Source organism: Nocardioides marmoriginsengisoli (assembly GCF_003725695.1).
Lineage (GTDB): Bacteria > Actinomycetota > Actinomycetes > Propionibacteriales > Nocardioidaceae > Marmoricola > Marmoricola marmoriginsengisoli.
Genome location: NZ_RJSE01000007.1, coordinates 1,368,285 through 1,388,088 on the forward strand (window position 1 = coordinate 1,368,285; position 19,804 = coordinate 1,388,088).

16 protein-coding genes are annotated in these 19,804 nt (G+C 70.6%); 11 read left to right on the forward strand and 5 right to left on the reverse strand.

Going from position 1 to position 19,804, the window contains the following annotated elements:
- Positions 1–5 precede the first annotated feature (5 nt).
- The 5 genes from glf (at position 6) to EFK50_RS15110 (ending at position 8,392) form a co-directional block, all read left to right on the forward strand.
- Positions 6–1,199 (forward strand): UDP-galactopyranose mutase, encoded by a 1,194-nt coding sequence (gene glf, locus EFK50_RS15090; protein ID WP_123228328.1) that lies wholly within the window; start codon positions 6–8, stop codon positions 1,197–1,199.
- The gene (locus EFK50_RS15095; RefSeq protein WP_246004166.1) at positions 1,192–3,192 is read left to right on the forward strand and encodes a glycosyltransferase; all 2,001 of its coding nucleotides are present in this window, start codon (positions 1,192–1,194) and stop codon (positions 3,190–3,192) included. The genes glf and EFK50_RS15095 overlap by 8 nt, the downstream gene beginning before the upstream one ends.
- Positions 3,189–4,223, forward strand: a complete 1,035-nt coding sequence (locus tag EFK50_RS15100; RefSeq protein WP_123228329.1) for an ABC transporter permease — start codon at positions 3,189–3,191, stop codon at positions 4,221–4,223. The genes EFK50_RS15095 and EFK50_RS15100 overlap by 4 nt, the downstream gene beginning before the upstream one ends.
- Positions 4,224–5,012, forward strand: coding sequence for an ABC transporter ATP-binding protein (locus EFK50_RS15105; protein WP_123228330.1), 789 nt, complete (start codon positions 4,224–4,226; stop codon positions 5,010–5,012).
- A gap of 413 nt (positions 5,013–5,425) precedes the next feature.
- A complete protein-coding gene (locus EFK50_RS15110; protein ID WP_123228331.1) occupies positions 5,426–8,392 on the forward strand; it encodes an FG-GAP-like repeat-containing protein in 2,967 nt (988 codons plus the stop codon).
- A gap of 1 nt (position 8,393) precedes the next feature.
- Here EFK50_RS15110 and EFK50_RS15115 read toward each other — a convergent pair whose 3' ends face one another.
- Positions 8,394–9,044: a TIGR03089 family protein gene (locus EFK50_RS15115; protein ID WP_123228332.1), complete on the reverse strand. Its 651-nt coding sequence runs from the start codon at positions 9,042–9,044 to the stop codon at positions 8,394–8,396.
- A gap of 72 nt (positions 9,045–9,116) precedes the next feature.
- Here EFK50_RS15115 and EFK50_RS15120 point away from each other — a divergent pair, with 72 nt between their 5' ends.
- The gene (locus EFK50_RS15120) at positions 9,117–10,229 is read left to right on the forward strand and encodes a mannose-1-phosphate guanylyltransferase (protein ID WP_123228333.1); all 1,113 of its coding nucleotides are present in this window, start codon (positions 9,117–9,119) and stop codon (positions 10,227–10,229) included.
- Between the two features lie 15 nt (positions 10,230–10,244).
- Here EFK50_RS15120 and EFK50_RS15125 read toward each other — a convergent pair whose 3' ends face one another.
- The 3 genes from EFK50_RS15125 to cofD all read right to left on the reverse strand — a co-directional run bounded on the left by EFK50_RS15125 (position 10,245) and on the right by cofD (position 12,978).
- Positions 10,245–10,946 carry a DUF3105 domain-containing protein gene (locus EFK50_RS15125; protein WP_123228334.1) on the reverse strand — a complete coding sequence of 234 codons (702 nt, stop codon included), beginning with the start codon at positions 10,944–10,946 and terminating at the stop codon, positions 10,245–10,247.
- A gap of 77 nt (positions 10,947–11,023) precedes the next feature.
- A complete protein-coding gene (cofE, locus tag EFK50_RS15130) occupies positions 11,024–11,965 on the reverse strand; it encodes a coenzyme F420-0:L-glutamate ligase (RefSeq protein ID WP_123228335.1) in 942 nt (313 codons plus the stop codon).
- Complete coding sequence (gene cofD, locus EFK50_RS15135; protein WP_123228336.1) at positions 11,962–12,978, reverse strand: 2-phospho-L-lactate transferase; 1,017 nt, start codon at positions 12,976–12,978, stop codon at positions 11,962–11,964. The genes cofE and cofD overlap by 4 nt, the downstream gene beginning before the upstream one ends.
- A 175-nt stretch (positions 12,979–13,153) precedes the next feature.
- On the opposite strand from cofD, the gene EFK50_RS15140 reads away from it, so the two are divergent.
- Genes EFK50_RS15140 through EFK50_RS15150 form a run of 3 tightly spaced genes read left to right on the forward strand, consistent with a single transcriptional unit; the run spans position 13,154 to position 17,496 of the window.
- Complete coding sequence (locus tag EFK50_RS15140; RefSeq protein WP_123228337.1) at positions 13,154–13,408, forward strand: WhiB family transcriptional regulator; 255 nt, start codon at positions 13,154–13,156, stop codon at positions 13,406–13,408.
- 33 nt (positions 13,409–13,441) lie between these two features.
- Positions 13,442–16,174 (forward strand): glycosyltransferase family 2 protein, encoded by a 2,733-nt coding sequence (locus tag EFK50_RS15145; RefSeq protein WP_123228338.1) that lies wholly within the window; start codon positions 13,442–13,444, stop codon positions 16,172–16,174.
- Positions 16,171–17,496, forward strand: a complete 1,326-nt coding sequence (locus EFK50_RS15150; RefSeq protein ID WP_123228339.1) for a DUF5719 family protein — start codon at positions 16,171–16,173, stop codon at positions 17,494–17,496. The genes EFK50_RS15145 and EFK50_RS15150 overlap by 4 nt, the downstream gene beginning before the upstream one ends.
- A gap of 1 nt (position 17,497) precedes the next feature.
- Here EFK50_RS15150 and EFK50_RS15155 read toward each other — a convergent pair whose 3' ends face one another.
- Complete coding sequence (locus tag EFK50_RS15155; RefSeq protein ID WP_246004167.1) at positions 17,498–17,926, reverse strand: metallopeptidase family protein; 429 nt, start codon at positions 17,924–17,926, stop codon at positions 17,498–17,500.
- A gap of 49 nt (positions 17,927–17,975) precedes the next feature.
- Here EFK50_RS15155 and EFK50_RS15160 point away from each other — a divergent pair, with 49 nt between their 5' ends.
- Both EFK50_RS15160 and EFK50_RS15165 read left to right on the forward strand, forming a co-directional pair.
- Positions 17,976–18,326 carry a DUF3499 domain-containing protein gene (locus tag EFK50_RS15160; RefSeq protein WP_123228341.1) on the forward strand — a complete coding sequence of 117 codons (351 nt, stop codon included), beginning with the start codon at positions 17,976–17,978 and terminating at the stop codon, positions 18,324–18,326.
- A gap of 148 nt (positions 18,327–18,474) precedes the next feature.
- Positions 18,475–19,803: an HNH endonuclease signature motif containing protein gene (locus tag EFK50_RS15165; RefSeq protein ID WP_123228342.1), complete on the forward strand. Its 1,329-nt coding sequence runs from the start codon at positions 18,475–18,477 to the stop codon at positions 19,801–19,803.
- Position 19,804 lies beyond the last annotated feature (1 nt).

The following is a 19,804-nucleotide window of genomic DNA, read 5'->3' on the forward strand; positions in this document are numbered from 1 at the left end:
TGTGTGTGGACCCCGATCTCGTCGTTGTCGGATCCGGATTCTTCGGTCTGACCATCGCTGAGCGCTGTGCGAACGAGCTCGGCCTCCGGGTGCTCGTCCTCGAGCGGCGCCACCACCTGGGCGGCAACGCCTATTCGGAGGCCGACCCGGAGACCGGTGTCGAGGTGCACAAGTACGGCGCGCACCTCTTCCACACCTCGAACGAGAAGGTCTGGGAGTACGTCAACCGGTTCACCACCTTCACCGACTACCGGCACAAGGTCTTCGGCAAGTACCAGGGCCAGGTCTACTCGCTGCCGCTCAACCTGGCGCTGATCAACCAGTTCTTCGGGAAGTCGCACACTCCCGACGAGGCCCGGGCGCTGATCGCCGAGCAGGCGGCCGAGTTCGACACCGAGACCGCCTCGAACCTGGAGGAGAAGGCGATCAGCCTGATCGGGCGCCCGCTGTACGAGGCATTCATCAAGGGCTACACCGCCAAGCAGTGGCAGACGGACCCGAAGGAGCTGAGCGCGGACATCATCACCCGCCTCCCGGTCCGGTACACGTTCGCCAACGGCTGGTTCTCCGACACCTACGAGGGCCTGCCCACCGACGGCTACACCGCGTGGCTCACCAAGATGGCCGACCACCCGAACATCGAGGTCCGCCTCGACACCGACTTCTTCGACGCCGCCAACGGTGTGCGCGAGCAGTTCCAGGGCAAGGTCCCGATCGTCTACACCGGGCCCGTCGACGAGTACTTCGGCAACGCCGAGGGCCGGTTGTCCTGGCGGACCGTGGACCTGGAGGAGTCGGTCGTGGACGTCGACGACTTCCAGGGCACCGGCGTCGTGAACTACAACGACCAGGAAGTCCCGTTCACCCGGATCATCGAGTTCAAGCACTTCCACCCCGAGCGGGAGAAGACGCACCTGCCCGGGAAGTCGGTCATCGTCCACGAGTACTCGCGCTTCGCGACCGAGGACGACGAGCCGTACTACCCGATCAACACCGCCGAGGACCGCGAGAAGCTCCTGAAGTACCGGGACCTCGCCAAGAAGGAGCCGCTGACCCTGTTCGGCGGTCGCCTCGGCACCTACAAGTACCTCGACATGCACATGGCGATCGGGTCGGCACTCTCGATGTACGAGAACAAGCTGAAGCCGCACTTCGCCGAGGGTGCCGAACTGAAGTCCGGAGGCGTTGACGGTGAGTGAGGCGACTGTACGGCGGGTGCTGCAGCGATTCGTGCTGCCCGGTGACCGCGACCTGGACGTCGTACCCCTGTACGTCGACACCGAGGACGCGATGCTCGACGCCGACAAGGAGACAATCGGCTCGAACAAGGGCGCCCAGAAGCTGAACAAGGCCGCCGCCCGGCAGGCCATCTCCTCGGGCACCTCGCTGCACCCGGACGCGATCCTGGACCGTCGCCGGCTCCGCGTCGAGGAGGCCCAGCGGATCTCGCTCGGCACCTACTTCAACGGCTTCCCGGCCAGCTACTGGCGCCGCTGGACGATCGTGCAGCAGGTCCGGCTCGACCTGACCCTCTCCGGTCTCGGCGCCAGCGTGATCGTCTACCGCTCGATGGCCAACGGCCGCTCGCAGCGGGTCGACGGCTGGACCTGCGAGACCTCCGGACCGAGCTCCGCGTCGTTCGACCTCACCCTGACCCCGTTCGTGGACGGCGGCTGGTACTGGTTCGACGTCGTGGCCGGTGACGAGGCCGCCGTGATCGAGGAGGCCACCTGGTCGGCCGAGGTCCCTGCGGACCGTGCCGAGGTCGGCTCGGTCACCGTCGGCATCACCACGATGAACCGCCCGGACTTCTGCGCCGCCCTGGTGGCGCAGGTCGGCGAGGATCCGGACGTGAACGCGCTCGTCGACGAGGTCCTGGTGATGGAGCAGGGCACCCAGAAGGTCGTCGACGACCCGGGCTTCGCCAAGGCGGAGGCCTCCCTCGGCGGCAAGCTCCGGGTGATCGAGCAGGGCAACATCGGCGGCTCCGGCGGCTTCGCCCGGGCGCAGTTCGAGGCGCTCAAGTCCGACCGGTCGAAGTACGTGCTCTTCCTGGACGACGACATCATCGCCGAGCCGGAGAGCATCTTGCGGGCGGTCACCTTCGGCGACCTGGCCCGCCGCCCCACGATCGTCGGCGGCCACATGTTCAGCATCTTCGCGAAGGCGCGCCTGCACAGCTTCGGCGAGATCATCAACCGGCACCGGTTCTGGTGGATGTCGCCCAAGTCGGCCGAGGCGGACTGGGACTTCGGTGCCCGCAACCTGCGCAGCTCGCGCTGGCTGCACCGCCGCCTGGACGTCGACTTCAACCCCTGGTTCATGTGCCTGATCCCGCTCGAGGTGGTCCGCGAGATCGGGCTCAGCCTGCCGCTGTTCATCAAGTGGGACGACTCGGAGTACGGGCTGCGCGCCCAGGCCGCCGGGTACCCGACGGTGTCGATGCCCGGCGCCGCGGTCTGGCACGTGCCGTGGACCGACAAGAACGACGCCCTGGACTGGCAGGCCTACTTCCACCAGCGCAACCGGTTCGTGGCCGCGTTCCTGCACTCGCCGTTCGAGCACGGCGGCCGCTTGATCCGGGAGAGCCTGAACCACCAGCTCAAGCACCTGTTCGCGATGCAGTACTCCACCGTCGAGCTGCGCCACCAGGCGCTCGAGGACGCGCTGGCCGGACCCGAGGGCCTGCACGCCGTGCTCGGCAGCAAGCTCGGTGACGTCCGGGAGTTCCGCAAGGGCTGGGACGACGCCGAGCTCTCCGCCGACCCGGACGCATTCCCGCCGGTGCGGCACTCCAAGCCGCGGCGCAAGAGCGACACCTCGGAGATCCCCAGCAAGCCGTCCCAGCTGATCTCGGCGGTGCTCGGCGGGATCCGGCAGTTCCGCGGCACCCGGCCGCTGTCGCGGGAGTTCCCCGAGGGGAACATGCCGGCGATGGACGCCCGCTGGTACCACCTGGCCACCCTCGACTCGGCGATCGTGAGCATGCCGGACGGCACCTCGGCGGCGTTCTACCGGCGCCAGCCCGAGCAGTTCAAGGACCTGTTCCGCCGTACCCTCGAGATCCACGAGCGGCTCTACCGCGAGTGGCCGACGATGGCGCGGCGCTACCGGGAGGCCCTCGGTGAGATCACCTCGCCAGAGGCCTGGGAGCCCACCTTCGAGGCGTCGCTGAAGGCGGGCGGCAAGTGAGCAAGGCAGCGGACCGAGCGGCCCGGCGGGCCGCCAAGGCGCACGCGGTCGACGAGAACGGCCGGCGCAGGAACGCCGCGCGCCGTGCCCGGGCGCTCGCCGAGAAGAAGTCCGACGCGATGCCGGTGGCCGCGCCGCTGGACGGCCCCCGAGGCGTGCGCGTGGTCGACGCCGAGCTGGTCGACCCCTCGCCGCGCGGCGGCATCGCCGAGGTCTTCCAGCAGCGCTACCTGCTCCGACTCATCGTCGGCCGCCAGCTCGCTGCCCAGTACGCCGCCTCGGTGCTCGGCCTGCTCTGGTCCTACATCCAGCCGGCGATGCGCTTCGGCGTCTACTTCTTCGTCTTCGGGGTGGTGCTCAGTGCGCACAAGAGCACCCCGAACTTCGCGCTGCACCTGTTCGCCGGCATGGTCTTCGTGCACTACTTCAGCGAGACCTGGAGCGGCGGCACCCGGTCGGTGCGCTCGAACCGGGCGCTGCTGCTGAAGATGCGGATGCCGCGGGAGATCTTCCCGGTCGCCGCGATGGTGACCGCGATGTACCACACCGGTCCGCAGATCCTGATCCTCACGGTGTTCTGCGTCATCGCGGGCTGGCACCTGACGTTCACCGCGGTCGCCGCCGGCGTGCTCGGGCTCCTCATCCTGCTGACCTTCGCGATGTCGATGGCGCTGTTCTTCTCGGCGCTGAACGTCTACTACAAGGACTTCCAGAACATCGTCTCGACGTTCACCCAGTTCCTGCACTTCATGGTGCCGATGATGTACAGCTACTCGTTCATCGCGAAGCTGGGCGACAACCACCCGTGGATCTACCAGCTGTACATGGCGAACCCGCTGGCCGAGTCCGTGCTGCTGATGCAGCGCTTCTTCTGGTACCCGACCCTGGACGACCCGGAGAAGTACACGAACGAATTCCCGCCGGACCTCTTCGAGCGCGGCTTCATCATGCTCGGCATCTGCCTGGTCCTGCTCTACCTGGCGCAGAAGTTCTTCTCGCGCCTCGAGTCCCGATTCCCGGAGCGTCTGTAGATGGTCGACTCAATCGTGGTGCAGAACGTCACCAAGGACTTCACGATGCAGTACCACCGCTCGCTGAAGCAGATGGCGGTGGCGACCTTCAAGGGGCTGCCGCTCAAGGAGCAGTTCCAGGCCGTCAACGACGTCTCGTTCACCGTCGAGCAGGGCGAGTCGATCGGCCTGATGGGGCTCAACGGCAGTGGCAAGAGCACCCTGCTCAAGCTGATCAACGGGGTGATGCGTCCCGACCAGGGGAGCATCCGGACGCGGGGCCGCATCGCCGGCCTGATCGCCACCGGAGCCGGCTTCCACCCGCAGATGACCGGCCGGGAGAACCTCTTCCTCAACGGCGCGATCCTCGGCATGGGCGAGGCCGAGATCAAGCGGAAGTTCGACGACATCGTCGCGTTCGCCGACATCGGCAAGTTCCTCGACACCCCCGTGTCGCACTACTCGTCCGGGATGTACGCCCGGCTCGGCTTCTCGATCGCCATCCACGTCGACGCGGACATCTTTCTCGCCGACGAGGTGCTCGCCGTCGGTGACCGCCCGTTCAAGCGCAAGTGCGTCCAGAAGATGCAGGAGATCCGTCAGCAGGGGACGACGATCTTCTACGTCTCGCACGCCACGGCCTCGGTCCGCTCGATGTGCGACCGGGTGCTGGTGCTGGAGTCGGGGCACCTGAACTTCGACGGGGACGTCGAGGAGGGGATCCGCTACCTCCAGTACGACGACGACCCGACGGATCAGCCGACCACCGCCGCCGGGAACACCGACGAGGAGCTCGGGGCGGATATCTAGTTCTCGCCTCCGGCGAGGGGCTTGCGCCTGCGGCGGGCTTTTGTGGCTGGGTTTGCGGGGGCCGCCGTCCAGAGGTCCTCGCTCCAGCGGTCTTGCCCTGTCGCTGCGACTTCTGCGCGGTGCCTTGCCCTTGCTTGCAGCGCCATGCCAAGCCTGGAGGCTGGCAGCTCCGGCCTCTGCACGTCGACCCCCGCCTGGTACGGCCCCACTGGTGAGGGGAGAGGACGTCGCTGTCCTCAGGTGTGCCCGCAGGACGCCGATTGTGCAGACGCAGGAATGTATTTAATTACAGCGTTGTAATTCACGAATTACACGATTGTAATTGCCAAGAATGCCTTGCCAGAATGCATGTTACTGATGTGACAATAGGGGCTCGTGTGAATAACTTCCCCTAATCACACTGGAGTTCTGCGATGCGTCTGACCCGTGATCGGTACGTCACGATCTGCCAGCAATTCCTTGTCACGGCCACGGTCGTGGCTGTTGGTGCGTCCGCTGCGGGCGTGATGACGCTGGAGATCGTCACGCCTGAGGCTCAGGCTCCGGTGGTGGATGCTCGAGGGTTGGCTCCGGCGGTCGACGTGACCGAGGGGTATGCCGCGACCGAGGCGGTGACGCCGAAGGTGCGCGAGGTGAAGGTCAGCGGGATCGCGGAGGATGTCGCGAAGGCCCCCGCCAAGACACCCGCCAAGACACCTGCGAAGTCTTCCTCCAGGACGCAGTCCCAGGCGCCGACCACGTCGTCGGCGCGCAAGCTCGCTGCTGTCTCGACGCCGACGAAGGTGACCGGGTACGCGACGGTGGGGGTGACCTGGAAGGCCGGGACCGAGCTGGCCGAGGACGACATCGCCGTCCAGGTGCGGACCCGCAAGGACGGGGCCTGGTCCGGGTGGACCACGGCCGAGTACCACGACGAGCACGGCCCGGACGCGGGCACCGCGGAGGCCGCGCTGGCGAGCCGCCCGGGCACCGACGCGGTCGTGGTCGGCGACGTGGACGAGGTGCAGATGCGCGCCGAGACCAAGGACGGCAAGGCGCCGGCCGACCTGGAGCTCGCGGTCATCGACCCGGGTGCCGCGAAGGTGGTCAAGGAGCCGGCCGCGATCGACACCGCCAAGCTCGGATCCGGCTCGGCTGCGACCCATGGGGATGGGGCCGCAGCCGAGCTGGATCTGGTGGCCATGAAGACGGCCCCGAAGCCGACGATCTACTCCCGGGCGCAGTGGGGCGCCAACGAGAAGCTCCGGGACAAGGGATCGTTGCGCTACGGGACCGTCAAGACCGGCTTCATCCACCACACGGTGAACGCGAACAACTACACCGCCGAGCAGGTGCCGGCGCTGCTGCGGGGCATCTACGCGTACCACACCCAGTCCCGGGGCTGGTCCGACATCGGCTACAACTACCTGGTCGACCGGTTCGGGCGGATCTGGGAGGGCCGGTACGGCGGCGTCGACCGCGCCGTCGTCGGTGCGCACACGCTCGGCTACAACGAGTACGCCTTCGCGATGTCCGCGATCGGCAACTTCGACATCGCCCAGCCGCCGCAGGCCGTCCTGGACGCCTACGCCAAGCTGTTCGCCTGGAAGCTCTCGCTGTACAACATCCGCGCCGACGCGACCAAGCTCTGGGTCAAGGACCGCAACCTGTACGCCATCAACGGGCACCGCGACGTCGGCCGGACGGCGTGCCCGGGCAAGTACCTGTACGCCAAGATCCCGTCGATCCGGGCCGCGGCCCAGGCGATCCAGAACGGTGCCCAGATCCCGGCCGACCCGGTGAACCGCCCGATGGTGGCCGCGCCGAAGGACCTCAAGCCGCCGACGACGACGCCGGCGAGCGCGGTCGCGCAGCCGCGGATCACCCTGCCGGCGCGCACCAGCATTGCGGACAACGGCTGGCCCGACCTGCTGGTCAAGTCGAAGAGCACCGGCGCCATCCAGGTGGTCCCGACCCAGGGGATCCTCTCCTACAGCGGCCGGATCGTGAGCAAGGGGAACTGGTCCGCGATGGGGATCCTCGCCGCGGTGGGCGACCTCAACGGCGACGGCAAGTCGGACGTGCTCGGCAAGAACCGGAAGACCGGCACCACCCGCGTCTTCCTCGGCGACGGAGCCGGGCGGGTGTCCCGTGCCGGGATCGCTCCGACCAAGGCGTTCGCCCGCGTCAAGACCATCACCGCGGTCCGCGACTTCAACCGGGACGGCAAGAACGACGTCGTCGGCATCGACAAGAAGACCGGCGCCCTGCTGCTCTACGGCGGCCTGGGCAACGGCACGTTCAAGCCGCCGGTGGTGCTGAGCCGGACCTGGCCGTACAGCCGGACCGCCGGCGTCGGCGACTTCAACGGGGACAAGCAGCCCGACCTGGTGGCCGTCTCCGGTGACCGGACGCTCTACCTGATCGCGGGAGCCGCGCGCGGCACCAAGCTCGCCAAGCCGGTCCGGATCGGTACGCTCGGCGCCGGGGTCAACACCCTCTTCGGGTGGGGCGACCTCTCGGGCGACTCCAAGCCGGACGTGATGGTGCGCAGCAACGGCACCGGACTGAGCAGCATCTACTCCGGCACCGGCAAGGGCGCGCTGGGCCAGGCCTTCGGGCCGTTCCGCAGCCTGGCCGGCCTGGCCAAGGCGTCGCTCGCCCCGATGGTCGGGTCTGGGGCCGCGGACGTCGTCGCCCTCGACTCCGCGAGCCGCCTGGTCGTGGTGCCCAACAACGGCCGCCGCAACACCAGCGCGCCGCTGCCGTCCAACCTCAAGGTGCCGGGTGCCACCCAGGTGCTCAACGTCGGCGACTGGAACCGGAACGGCAAGGGCGATGTCGTCGTCCGGACCTCGAGCGGGAACCAGCTGGTCCTCTACCCGGGTCTGGGCAACGGCAAGTTCGGCCAGCCGCGCTCGCTGGGCACCGGCTGGAAGTCCGTCACCAGGCTCGCCGCCGTCGGCGACGTCACCGGCGACGGCTACCCGGACCTGATGGGCCGGATCGGATCCGGACCGATGCTGATCTTCCCGGGCTACGGGCTCAAGGCGTTCAAGGCGCCGCGGCTCGCCCCGGCCTCGTTGCGCACCTTCAACCAGATCGGCACCGCCGCCTGGTCGACCCGAGGTGCGGCGTTCGTCTCCGCCGACGGCTCGTTCGTGCCGCTGGCCGGCGGTGCGGCGGTGGGGACCGCGCTGCGCTCGGCCAACGGGGCGGTCAATCCCGCCTACGACTCCTACGTGGGCGTCGGTGACGTCGACGGGGACGGCGTGGCGGATCTCCTGGCCAGGGAGAAGGGGACTGGCGTGATCTGGTTGCTCCCGGGGAAGACGTCCGGTGGGTTCGCCCCCCGGATGTGGGTGGCAACCGGATTCGCCGGCTACCAGCTGATCGGTTAGATCAGCCGGTAGCCCGTACGGCGGCAGTGACCCGCTCGCTCTGGGAGTGGGCGGGCCACTTGCCGTCGTCCGAATTCGTCACCAGCACCAGGGAGCCGGAGCCTGCGACCAGGCCGAGCACCAGCTCGCGGCCCTCGGCGGAGAGCGGATTGAGGTCGGTGATCACCCGTCGGTCGTCGGCCGTCGGCGGATCCAGCTCGGTCGGCTCGATCGGCGAGAAGACGTCGCTCTGCCCGGCCCACAGCACGCCGTGGTCGAGCACCCCCGGCGGCAAGGGCTCGGCGAAGCGCACCGCGAACGGGCGCAACGAGCAGGCCATCGTGGTCGCGACGCCCAGACCCGCGCCGCCGGACACCCCGTCGGGGCCGACGATCGCCACCGGGGCACCGTCGTCCAGGCCGAGGCCGCAACTAAGCAGACCGCCGAGGAAGACCACGCCGAGCCAGTGCGGCGGCAGGTCGATCCGAAGGTCGTCGCCCGGGTCGAGCATCAGCTCGTCGGCGAACAGGTTCGCCGTCTTCGAGACCCAGTTCGAGTACGTCTGCACCGAGAGCTCGGTGCGCTCGCCGGACGCGTCGTCGTAGAAGGTGACGAACGGCTGCCCGGGGTCGGCGGCGAGGCGACGGGCGAGGAGGTCGGGGAAGTTGGCCATGGCAGGAGACACGGTAGCCGCGTTCGGCCCCGGATGGACCACCCGGATGGACCACCCGGCATGATGCCTCCCATGACTGCGAGCATTCCTGCGACCCATCACGGCGACCTGTGGGCAGTGGTGCCGGCGGGCGGCGCCGGCACCCGGCTGTGGCCGCTCTCGCGGGCCGGCGCTCCCAAGTTCCTGCACGACCTGGCCGGTGACGGACGCACGCTGCTCCAGGCCACCTACGACCGGTTGCAGCCGCTGGTCGGCGAGCGGCTGCTGGTGGTCACCGGGGCGGCGCACCAGGTCGCCGTACGGGGTCAGCTGGCGGAGCTTCCGGCCGACCAGGTGATCGCCGAGCCGAGCCCCCGGGACTCGATGGCGGCGATCGGTCTGGCCGCGGCGATCATCGAGCGCCAGGACCCGGACGCGGTGATCGGCTCGTTCGCGGCGGACCACGTGATCGCCGACCCCGAGGCCTTCCGGGCCTGCGTCACCGAGGCCGCCGCGGTCGCTCGGACCGGACTGCTGGTGACGCTCGGCATCACGCCGGACAGCCCCTCGACCGGGTTCGGGTACATCAGGCTGGGGGAGCGGCTCGACGGGTTCCCGACCGCGCACGCGGTCGACTCGTTCGTGGAGAAGCCCGACGCCGACACCGCCCAGGCGTACGTCGACTCCGGTGACTACCGCTGGAACGCCGGCATGTTCGTCGCCCGCGCGAGCGTGGTGCTGGACCTGCTCGCCGAGAACCACCCCGACCTGGCCCGCGACCTGCGGGCGATCGCCGCCGAACCCCAGCAGCTGGACGAGCTGTGGGACGGGCTCACCAAGATCGCCATCGACCACGCGATCGCCGAGCCCGCCGCGGCCGCCGGCAAGGTCGCCGTGGTCCCCGGCTCGTTCGGCTGGGAGGACATCGGCGACTTCGAGGCCCTGACCGACCTGACGCCTGCCCAGGACTCAACCCGGGAAGGCACCGGGATCAAGGTCCTCGGCGACGCCGCGCGCGTGTTCGCACAGCAGAGCTCCGGGCTCGTGGTCACCGGGACGGAGCGCACCATCGCCGTCCTCGGTCTGGAGAACGTGGTCGTGGTCGACACCGGCGACGCCGTGCTGGTCACCACGACCGAGCACGCCCAGGACGTGAAGTCGATCGTCGAGGCGCTCAAGGCGGCCGGACGCGCCGACCTCACCTGAGGCCGGCGCGCCGGCTCACATCAGGCCGGGCTCGGGGGACTGGTCGTTGGTCCACTTCTTGAAGAAGTCGTTGGTGACCTCGCCGCTGACCGAGCCGCAGTACTGCCAGTTGCCGCGCTGCTTGGACTCGTCCGCCTGGTCCTTGTCGTCGGCCGACCACCGGGTCAGCGCGATGTGCTTGCCCTCGGGGAAGGCCGCCCCGTCGGAGGGGTGCCACGGTGCGGCGATGAAGCGCTCCTGCGCGTCCTGGTACTTCTCCGCGATGGACTTGAGGTTGTCCATCTCGGCCTTGTCCTTGGCCGCGGTGTCGTCGTACCAGGCGATCACGTAGCCGTGCTCGAGGTTGTGCACCAGCTCGGCCACCTCGGGACGGTCGTCGGCACCGTAGAACGGCCGGCCGAACGGCGCCGCGGCGGGACGGTGCGGACCGAACGACGGCGGGGCGTCGGCGTACGTGATCGGCTGCGGTGCGCTGATGTGCGTCTGGGACTTGTCCGTCGGCTTGGTGAGGATCGCGTCGCAGTCGGCAGCGGCGGCCGCCTTGCCGAGCTCGGTGATCGCCTTGGCGGCGCGTTCCTTCTTCTCGTTGTTCGACTGGATCGCCTTCCAGCTCGCGGTCCCGATCAGGGCGGCCACGATGAGCACGCAGACGCCGAGGATGGCGAAGCTGCGGGTGCGCTCCTTGCGCTGCTGGTCCTGACGCATCTTCTCGACCATTGCGCGACGCTCGAGATTCTTCGGGTTCTTTTTGGCCACGGGGCTGCTCTCTCTGGGCGGGGCGGATCGGTGGAAGTCTACGAAAGTGGAGCAAGCCGCGTGCGGGTCTCCGAGGACTGGTCGGATCCTACGGTCCACCCGAACGCGAACAGCAGCGCGCCCAGCCGTACGTCGTCGGCCGGCGCGGCGACAGCGACGCCGGTGCCCTCCGGCTCGGCGGTGAACCCGCACGCCCCCAGCGCGTCGAGCAGGTCCGCGGCCAGCGCCGGAGCTCCGAACGGCGTGCGATCGGTGCCGGCCAGGGCGGCCGCCACGGCCTCGCGGCTGCCCAGCCCGAACATGTCGGTTCCGACCTCCCGGACCAGGCTGCGCGCGCCCGGACCGTGCTCACCCGGCGCCAGCACCCGCTCCGCGAGACCTCGTACGACGGTCAGCGGCCGGCCGCCGAGCTTGCCGCTGACGACCTCGGCGATGCCGGCGATCTCGTCGGCCACCGCCGGCGCTGTCACCGCGAGCGGGTTGCCGTAGGAGTCGGTGCGCCCGTCGAAGGAGACCATCGGCTCGATCCCCGCCGCACCGATCGCCAGGTCGGTCTGCCCGTGCCGCCAGGCCCGGCCGGCGGTGTCGCTGATCAGCACGGCGATGTTCAGGCCGGTGCGCTGGTGCACCGCTTCCCGCAGCGCGCGAGCGGTCGCGTCCGGGTCCAGCGGCAGCAGCACCAGCAGGCCCGGCTCGACGTTGGACGCGTCGATGCCGGCGGCGGCCATCACCAGGCCCAGGTGGTTCTCGACGATGCTGGTCGGCCCGCGGCGGGCCACCAGGCGGACGGTCTCGGCAACGATCGCCTCGTCCCGATCGCCACGGACCACCCGGCCCTCGGCCTTGCTGACGATCTTGCTCGTCAGCACCACGACGTCGCCGTCGCGCAGGTCGCCGCGCTCGACGACGAGCGCAGCGAGGTCGGTCCCCGCGACGACCTCGCCGATCCCGTCCGGCGAGGTGACCTGCAGGTCGGTCACAAGCCGGCCAGGTCCAGCAGCGCCGTCACCATGTCGGCGGTGGCGTCGTGGTCGGTCATCATCAGCGGGACCGCGTTCGCCTTGATCCCGGCGGCCTCGATCCGGGCCACCGCGCCGGCGTCCACGGTGTCGACCAGCCAGCCGTCGATGACGCCGCCGTTCGCGCGGGCGCCGTAGTGCTCGGCCACCGCGGCCGCCGAGACCTCGACACCGATGATGCCGAGCAGCTGACGGGCCATCCCGCGGACGTGGTCGTCGCCGACGATGCCGGAGACGCCGTACACGGGCGCGGGCGTGCCGGCGAGCGCGTCCCGGACGCCGGGGACCGCGAGGATCGCGCCGACCGAGACCACCGGGTTGGACGGCGGCAGGATCACCAGGTCGGTGTCGGTGATCGCCTCGAGGACGCCCGGGCCGGGGGTGGCCTCGTCGGCACCGATCTGCACGACCGCGTGCGCCGGCACGTTCGCCTGGTGCCGGATCCAGTACTCCTGGAAGTGCACCGCGCGGCGCTCGTCGGTGTCCGGGTCGTCGATCACCACGTGGGTCTCGATCCGGTCGTCGGACATCGGCAGCAAGCGAACGCCGGGTTGCCATCGGCGGCAGAGCGCCTCGGTCACCGCGGAGAGCGGGTAGCCGGCGTCCAGCATCTGGGTACGGACCAGGTGGGTCGCCAGGTCCTTGTCGCCGAGGCCGAACCAGGTCGGCTCCACGCCGTAGGCGGCCAGCTCCTCCTTGGCGTGCCAGGTCTCGCCGGTACGGCCCCAGCCGCGCTCGGTGTCGATGCCGTCGCCGAGGGTGTACATCACGGTGTCGAGGTCGGGGCAGACCTTCAGGCCGTGCAGCCAGATGTCGTCACCGGTGTTGGCGATCACGGTGACCGCGGTGTCCGCGCCGGAGCGCTCGATCAGGCGCAGGACGCCCTGGATGAACCGGGCTCCGCCGACGCCGCCGGACAGCACGGTGATGCGTGCCGGGAGGGTGCGAGCGGGGCCGGAGGAAGCAGAAGTCATGGCAGAAGTGTGGCCCCTGGTGAATTTCATTAGCAGATCGGGGCTTGACTTCGAGGGCGCGACAGGCATGTAATCACATCAGTGTGATTTTCCAGTCCGACACTCGTCGGGTGAGGAAGGTCACTCCTCACACAAATCGCGGCCCGTCAGGGTTGCTGGGTCGAAGGGGAACAAGATGCGCGAGCTGTATCTGCTCGAGGGGGACGTAGACGAGGCCGGTTGGCAGGAGCGGGCCCTGTGCGCCCAGACCGACCCCGAGGCGTTCTTCCCGGAAAAGGGTGGCTCCACCCGCGAGGCCAAGCGTGTCTGCCTCACCTGCGACGTCCGCGGCGACTGCCTGGAGTACGCGCTGGGCAACGACGAGCGCTTCGGCATCTGGGGCGGACTCTCGGAGCGCGAGAGGCGCAAGCTCAAGAAGAGGGCAGTCTGACGCACGTGGGGTGACCCCCTAGGCTGACCCCTCGTGAAGGTCACCGCGCTCCTGGTCAGCCACAACGGTGCCCGCTGGCTCCCGGCGGTGCTCCGCGGCCTCGGAGAGCAGACCCGGGGGATCGACGCGATCGTCGCCGTCGATACCGGCTCGGCCGACGACTCGCCCGCCCTCGTGGAGGAAGCCACCGGTACCCCGGTGATCCGGCTCGACCCCCGGACGCCGTACGCCGAATCGGTGCGCATCGCTCTCGCCGAGGCCGATCCGGCCGAGCCCGACGAGTGGGTCTGGCTGCTGCACGACGACTCCAACCCGGAGCCGTCCTGCCTGGAGACGCTGGTCGCGGCCGCCGAGACAGCGCCGGCCGACCTCGCCGTCCTCGGCCCGAAGCTGCGCGAGTGGCCGTCCCTCAAGCGCCTCCTCGAGGTCGGCGTGACCCTGACCGGGACCGGCCAGCGCGAGACCGGCCTGGAGCGCGGCGAGTACGACCAGGGCCAGCACGACGAGCCGCACCAGGTGCTGGCGGTCAACACCGCCGGGATGCTGGTCCGCCGCAGCGTGCTGGAGTCCGTGGGGCTCGACCAGTACCTGCCGGTCTTCGGGACCGACGTCGACTTCGGCTGGCGGGTCGCGCGGGCCGGGTACGTCACCCGGGTCGTCCCGGATGCCGTCGTCTTCCACCTCGAGGCGTCGCGCCGCGGCCGCCGCGAGTCCGAGCTCGTCGACCACCCGGGACGGCAGGAGCGCGAGGGCGCGCAGTACACGCTGCTGGTCAACAGCCCCGGCTGGACGATCCCGTTCCGGTCGGCCCGGATGATCCTCGGCGGCCTGCTGCGGGCGCTCGGCCTGCTGCTCGTCCGGGCACCCGGCGAGGCAGCCGACGAGATCGCCGCCCTGCTCGACATCTTCAGCCACCCGCGCCGGATCCTGCGGGCCCGCAAGGCCCGGGCCGGTACGGCGAAGGTCGAGCACCGCGAGATCCGCGGGTTGCTCGCCCCGTTCTGGCTGCCCTACCGGCACGGGCTCGACTACCTCACCGATATCGGGGTGGCGATCGCGAACAGCGTGCGCGACGAGGCGGCCCGCCGGCGCCCGGCGGGGGTCACCGACGAGACCCCCTGGTTCTTGCGGGTGCTCCGCTCGCCGGTGGTCTGGGCGGTGCTGATCGGTCTGGTCGCCGGACGCGCCTACTTCGGCGGCGGTCTGCTGCAGGGCGGCGCGCTGCTCCCGGTGCCCGACGGGGTCGGCCACTGGTGGCAGATCTGGGGCGGCTGGCGGCACTCGCTGGGCACCGGGTCGCACGCCCCGGGGCCGGCGTACCTGCTCCCGCTCGCGGTCCTCGGCACCCTGATGCTCGGACACGTCGGGGCCGTGATCAACCTGATCTTCCTGCTCGCCGTCCCGGTCGCGTTCGTCGGCGCGCTGCGGTTCCTGCGCCGGCTCTCCACCGGCTCGCTCGCCCCGCTCTGGGGGGCTGCGACGTACGCGTTGCTCCCGGTGCTCTCCGGCGCGGTCGGTCAGGGCCGACTGGGCACGGTCGTCGGCGCGGCGATCCTGCCCTGGCTGGCCACCGCGGCGCTCGGGCTCGGCACCCCGCTGGCGGCGTGGCGGGTCGCGATCCTCGCCGGCCTGCTGATCGCCTTCGTTCCTCCCGCCTGGTTGGTGCTGGTGCTGGTGGCGCTCTTCGCCCTGGTCGGCGGATCCGCCGTCGGCCGTCGCCGCGAGCTCGCGATCATCACGCTGGTGCCGTTGCTGCTGAACCTGCCCTGGGTGATCGGCACCCTGCGAGCCCCGGGCGCCTGGCTGGTCGAGGCCGGTCGTGCCGCGGCGCTGCCGGCGGAGCCGTCGTTCTGGGACCTCCTTCTGGGACGCACCGGGGGAGTGGCCGAGGCGCCGGGCTGGATCGCGATCGGGCTGCCGATCGCCGCCCTGATCGCCTTCGTCCGGCCCGACACCCGCAGCCGGGTGCTGAGGGTGTGGGTGGTCGTCCTGGCCGCGACCGTCGTGCTGGCCGCCACGTCCCGGGTCCCGGTGACGCTGCCCGGCATCTCCGTCGAGTTCCGGCCGTGGCCCGGGTTCCTGCTGATCCTGATCCAGGCCGGGTTCGTGCTCGCGGCGGCGATCGCCGCCGACGGCGCGGTCAAGCTGATCTCCGACGCCAGCTTCACCTGGCGGCAACCGCTCGCCGCGATCACCTGCGCGCTGGCGGTGGCCGCTCCGGTGCTCGGCCTCGGCTGGTGGCTCGGGCACCCGGACGGGATCCTCGAGCGGGGGCCGTCGAAGACCATCCCGACGTACATGCAGGAGCTGGCACTGGGCAACGAGCGCAGTGCGGTGCTGCGGATCACCGGCGGTGTCCGGCACGGCATCGAGTACCAGGTGCTCCGCTCCGGCCCGCAGCGCCTCGGCGACGACGGCGTGCTGGCGATGACGCCGACGAACAGCGGGTTCCAGCGCCTGGTCGAGCAGCTGCTCTCCTCGCCGCGCCCCGAGGACGCGGCCGAGCTGGCGTCGTACGGGGTCAAGTACGTGTACGCGCCGGCCCCGGTCGCCGGGGTCGTCAGCGGCGGCTTCGACGCGGCGGCGGGATTCGGCGGGGCCAGCGGTCCGGCGCGCGGTTCGCGGGCCTGGGTGGTCCTGGACGACACCAACCTCGAGGCGGTCGCCGACGACCGGGCCTGGTTGCGGCCGGTCTGGGCCGCGGTGAGCCTGATCGCGCTGCTGACCTGCGCGGTCCTGGCGGCGCCGGAACGGCGGCGACGATGACCACCGCGCCCGGACGCCGGGCTACCAATCGGGCCACCACCAAGCCCGACCGCACCGCGGTCCTCGGGGTGATGCTGGTCGGCCTCACCGTCGTGATGCTCACTCTGGCCGGGAACACCCCCTCCGGCATCGGCCGTGCGGTCGACCCGGGATCGCGGGTCAAACTCGACGAGCGGATCTTCACCTGCACCGGCGGGATCAAAGGGAGCGTGGCCCGTACCGGTGACCTGACTACCGGGCTGTCCGCGGACCTCGCCGTCGAGGCGGGGCCGCGGCGGTTCGACGTCGACACCGACCTGGCGCAGGGCGCCTTCGCGGGTCAGCAGGCGCGGACGTCGAAGACGCTGGCCTGGACGCCGTGCCCGGAGCCGCGGGCGCGCTGGTGGTTCGTCGGCGCCGGTGCCGCGGCCGTCACCCACGACAGCGTGCTCACCGTCAGCAACCCGCGCTCCGGTGCCGCGGTGATCGACATCGACGTGTTCGGGCCCGAGGGCGTCGTCGCCTCACCGGGCCTGCACGGGATCACCCTCGCCGCCGGCGCGACCCGGTCCTTCGACCTGGCCCGGACGGCGCCGCTGGTCGGCAACCTGGCCTTCCGGGTGCTGGCGAAGCGCGGGCTGGTGGCGGCCTCGGTCGCCGACCGGTTCGCACTCGGCGGAATCGGCTCCGAGGTGGACGAGTGGCTGCCCGCCCAGTCCCTGCCCGCCGCGGAGATCACCCTTGCCGGCCTGCCGGCCAAGCCGACCACGGCGGCGCTGATGGTGGTCAATCCCGGCGAGGTCGACGCGATCGCCCGGGTCAAGGTGATCGGCGCGACCGGAACCTTCGCCCCCAAGGACCTGCTGCCGGTGACGATCCCGCCGAAGTCGGTGGCGACGGTGCCGATCCGGACCGTCCTCGACGGCACCCCGATGGCGCTGCAGATCTCGGCGAGCCGTCCGGTCACGGCGACGGTCCGCTCGATCAAGGGCGGGGACGTCGCGTTCGCCACCGGCGTCCGGGTGATTCGCGGCAGTACCGCCGTGGTGCTCCCGGACGGCTCCGGCCAGCTGGTGCTCTCCTCGCTGCGGACCGGCGCCGGACTCCGGGTCGCCACCTACGACGCCGCCGGCAAGGTGCTGGGGGACCGCACCGTCAAGGTTCCTGCCCGGACCAGCGTGCCGGTGCGGCTGCCCGCGAAAGCCCGCTACCTGCGCCTGGTCTCCGACCGGGCGGACGTTGTCGGCGGGTTCGTGATCGAGGGTGAGCGGGGCATCACCGCCGCCGGCGTGCTGCCGGCGATCAGGTCCATCCGGTTGCCGCAGGTGCGCCCGGGCTGGTGAGTCAGTCCGCCTCGTAGCCGGGGTGGACATCCTCGGCGGGGATCCCGAGGACTTCCGCGACCTGCTCCACGATCACGGTCAGCAGCAGCGTCTCCAGCTCGAGCACGCCTTCGGCACGGTGCTCCAGCGGACGCCGGAAGAGGACCAGCCGTGGGCCGCCGGCAGCGGACTTCTCGACGTACGAGGCGAGCGGGACGCTGGTGTTCGACCAGCCGGCCGGGATCACCGGGACCTCCTCGACCGCCAGCTCGAGGTCGCCGAGCCGGTCCAGCCACGGCGCCACCACGACCCGCATCACCCGGAGCGCGATGTCGTCGAAGCGCTCGGACCGGGTCCGGGCCGCCGGCACGCCCTTCGGTGCCCACGGGCCCTTGCCGAACGCGGGCCCACGCATGCCGCGGTCGTGGCGGTCACGGATCCTCGAACTCACGCCGCGAGCCTAGTCCTGCCCGGGGGCGGCGGCGGGTAGCCTCACGCCTGTGAGTCTTCGTCACTGTTCGCGTACGGCGTGCGGCCGCGCTGCCGCCACGACCCTGACCTACGTGTACGCCGACCAGACCGCCGTCCTCGGCCCGCTCGCCACCTACGCCGAGCCGCACGCGTACGACCTCTGCGAGGTGCACAGCGAGCGGCTCAGCGCACCCCGCGGCTGGGAGGTCCTCCGGCTGGTCCAGGACGACCCGCACGCGCACTCCTCCGACGACCTCCTCGCCCTCGCCGACGCGGTCCGCGAGGCAGCCCAGCCGCGCCCTGCCGCGGTGCGGGAGCCGGTCGACGCCCACGAAGGCACCCGGCGCGGTCACCTGAGGGCGCTGCGCTCGGAGGAGTAGGCGCGGTTCATCGCCGAGGAGACCAACCGAGCTCGTCGACGCGTCCTCCGTCGCAGAAGGATGGCGCAAGGATGCGTTCCCAGAAATAGTTCTCCACAAATTGCGAAGAGCCCTTCTCTCGAACAGGTGTTCGAGAAACGATGGACGCATGACCTCCTCCACGCATCGCCCGCGCCGGGCGCTCCGGACCAGCTCGGCCCGGGGTGCTGCCGACGTGCTGGCGGCTGCACGGGAGCACAAAGCTGCGGCGGATCGCGCGGAGGTGAGCCTGCTCAACGACGCGTTGGCGTGGGCCCGCCTGCACCTCGTCGCCGAGGATGCCGGGAGCGACGACGCGGCGACCTGGGGTGACTCGCCCGTCCCGATCGCCGGACCGGGGGCGCCGACGGTCTCGGAGTTCTGCCTGGCGGAGTTCGCCGCCGCGATCGGACGCACGACGGAGTCAGGGCGGTTCATGATCGCCCACGCTCTCGAGCTGGCCTACCGACTCCCCAACGTCTGGTCCCGGGTCCAGGCCGGCGAGCTCCAGGTCTGGCGGGCCCGGCGGATCGCGGAGAAGACCCTGGCCCTGACGCCGGATGCTGCGGCGCACGTCGATCTGGTCGTGGCTCCTCTCGCCCACCAGATCGGAGTCGCCCGTCTGGACCGGCTCGTCGATGAGGCGATCGCGACCTTCATGCCCGAGACGGCTCTCGAGCTGGCGCAGGAGGCGGCCGAGACCCGGAAGGTCGCGCTGCACCACGACCCGGCCTTCTCCGGGACCAGCTACGTGTCCGGCAATCTCGACCTGGCCGATGCCCTGGACCTCGAGGCCGCGCTCCAGGTCGGTGCGGCGCACCTCGCCGACCAAGGTTCGAGCGCCACCCTCGACGTCCGGCGCAGCCAGGCGCTCGGCCTGATCGCGCGGACCTTCACGAGCACCTTCGAGGGGCACGCCCAGCGGCCGGTCCGCCAGGTGGTGCTCTACGTCCACACCACCCACGACAACCTCGCCACCCAGGGCGGCGTCGCCACCCTGGAGAACGCGGGCGGGCAGCTGATCACGGTCAACCAGGTCCGCGCCTGGTGCGACACTCCCGGCACCACCACCCAGGTCATCGTCAAGCCGGTCATCGACCTGGACGACCCGCTGGGGACCGACGGCTACGCGATCCCCGAGAGGATCCGCGAGCACGTCCTCCTGCGCGACCGCACCTGCGTATTTCCCTGGTGCAACCGCAACGCCCGTCGCTGCGACTGCGACCACATCACTCCCTACGATCCCGGTGGGCCTCCGTGCCAGACCTGCACCGACAACCTCGCCGCCCTGTGCAGACGCCACCACCGCCTCAAGACCCACGGCGGCTGGACCTACAGCACCCTCGATCCCGGCACCTACCTCTGGAGATCACCCCTGGGCTACACCTACCTGCGCGATGCGGACGGCACCCGGGACATCACCGCGAGACCCGTCGAGCCGCCGGCGATGGTGGCATGAT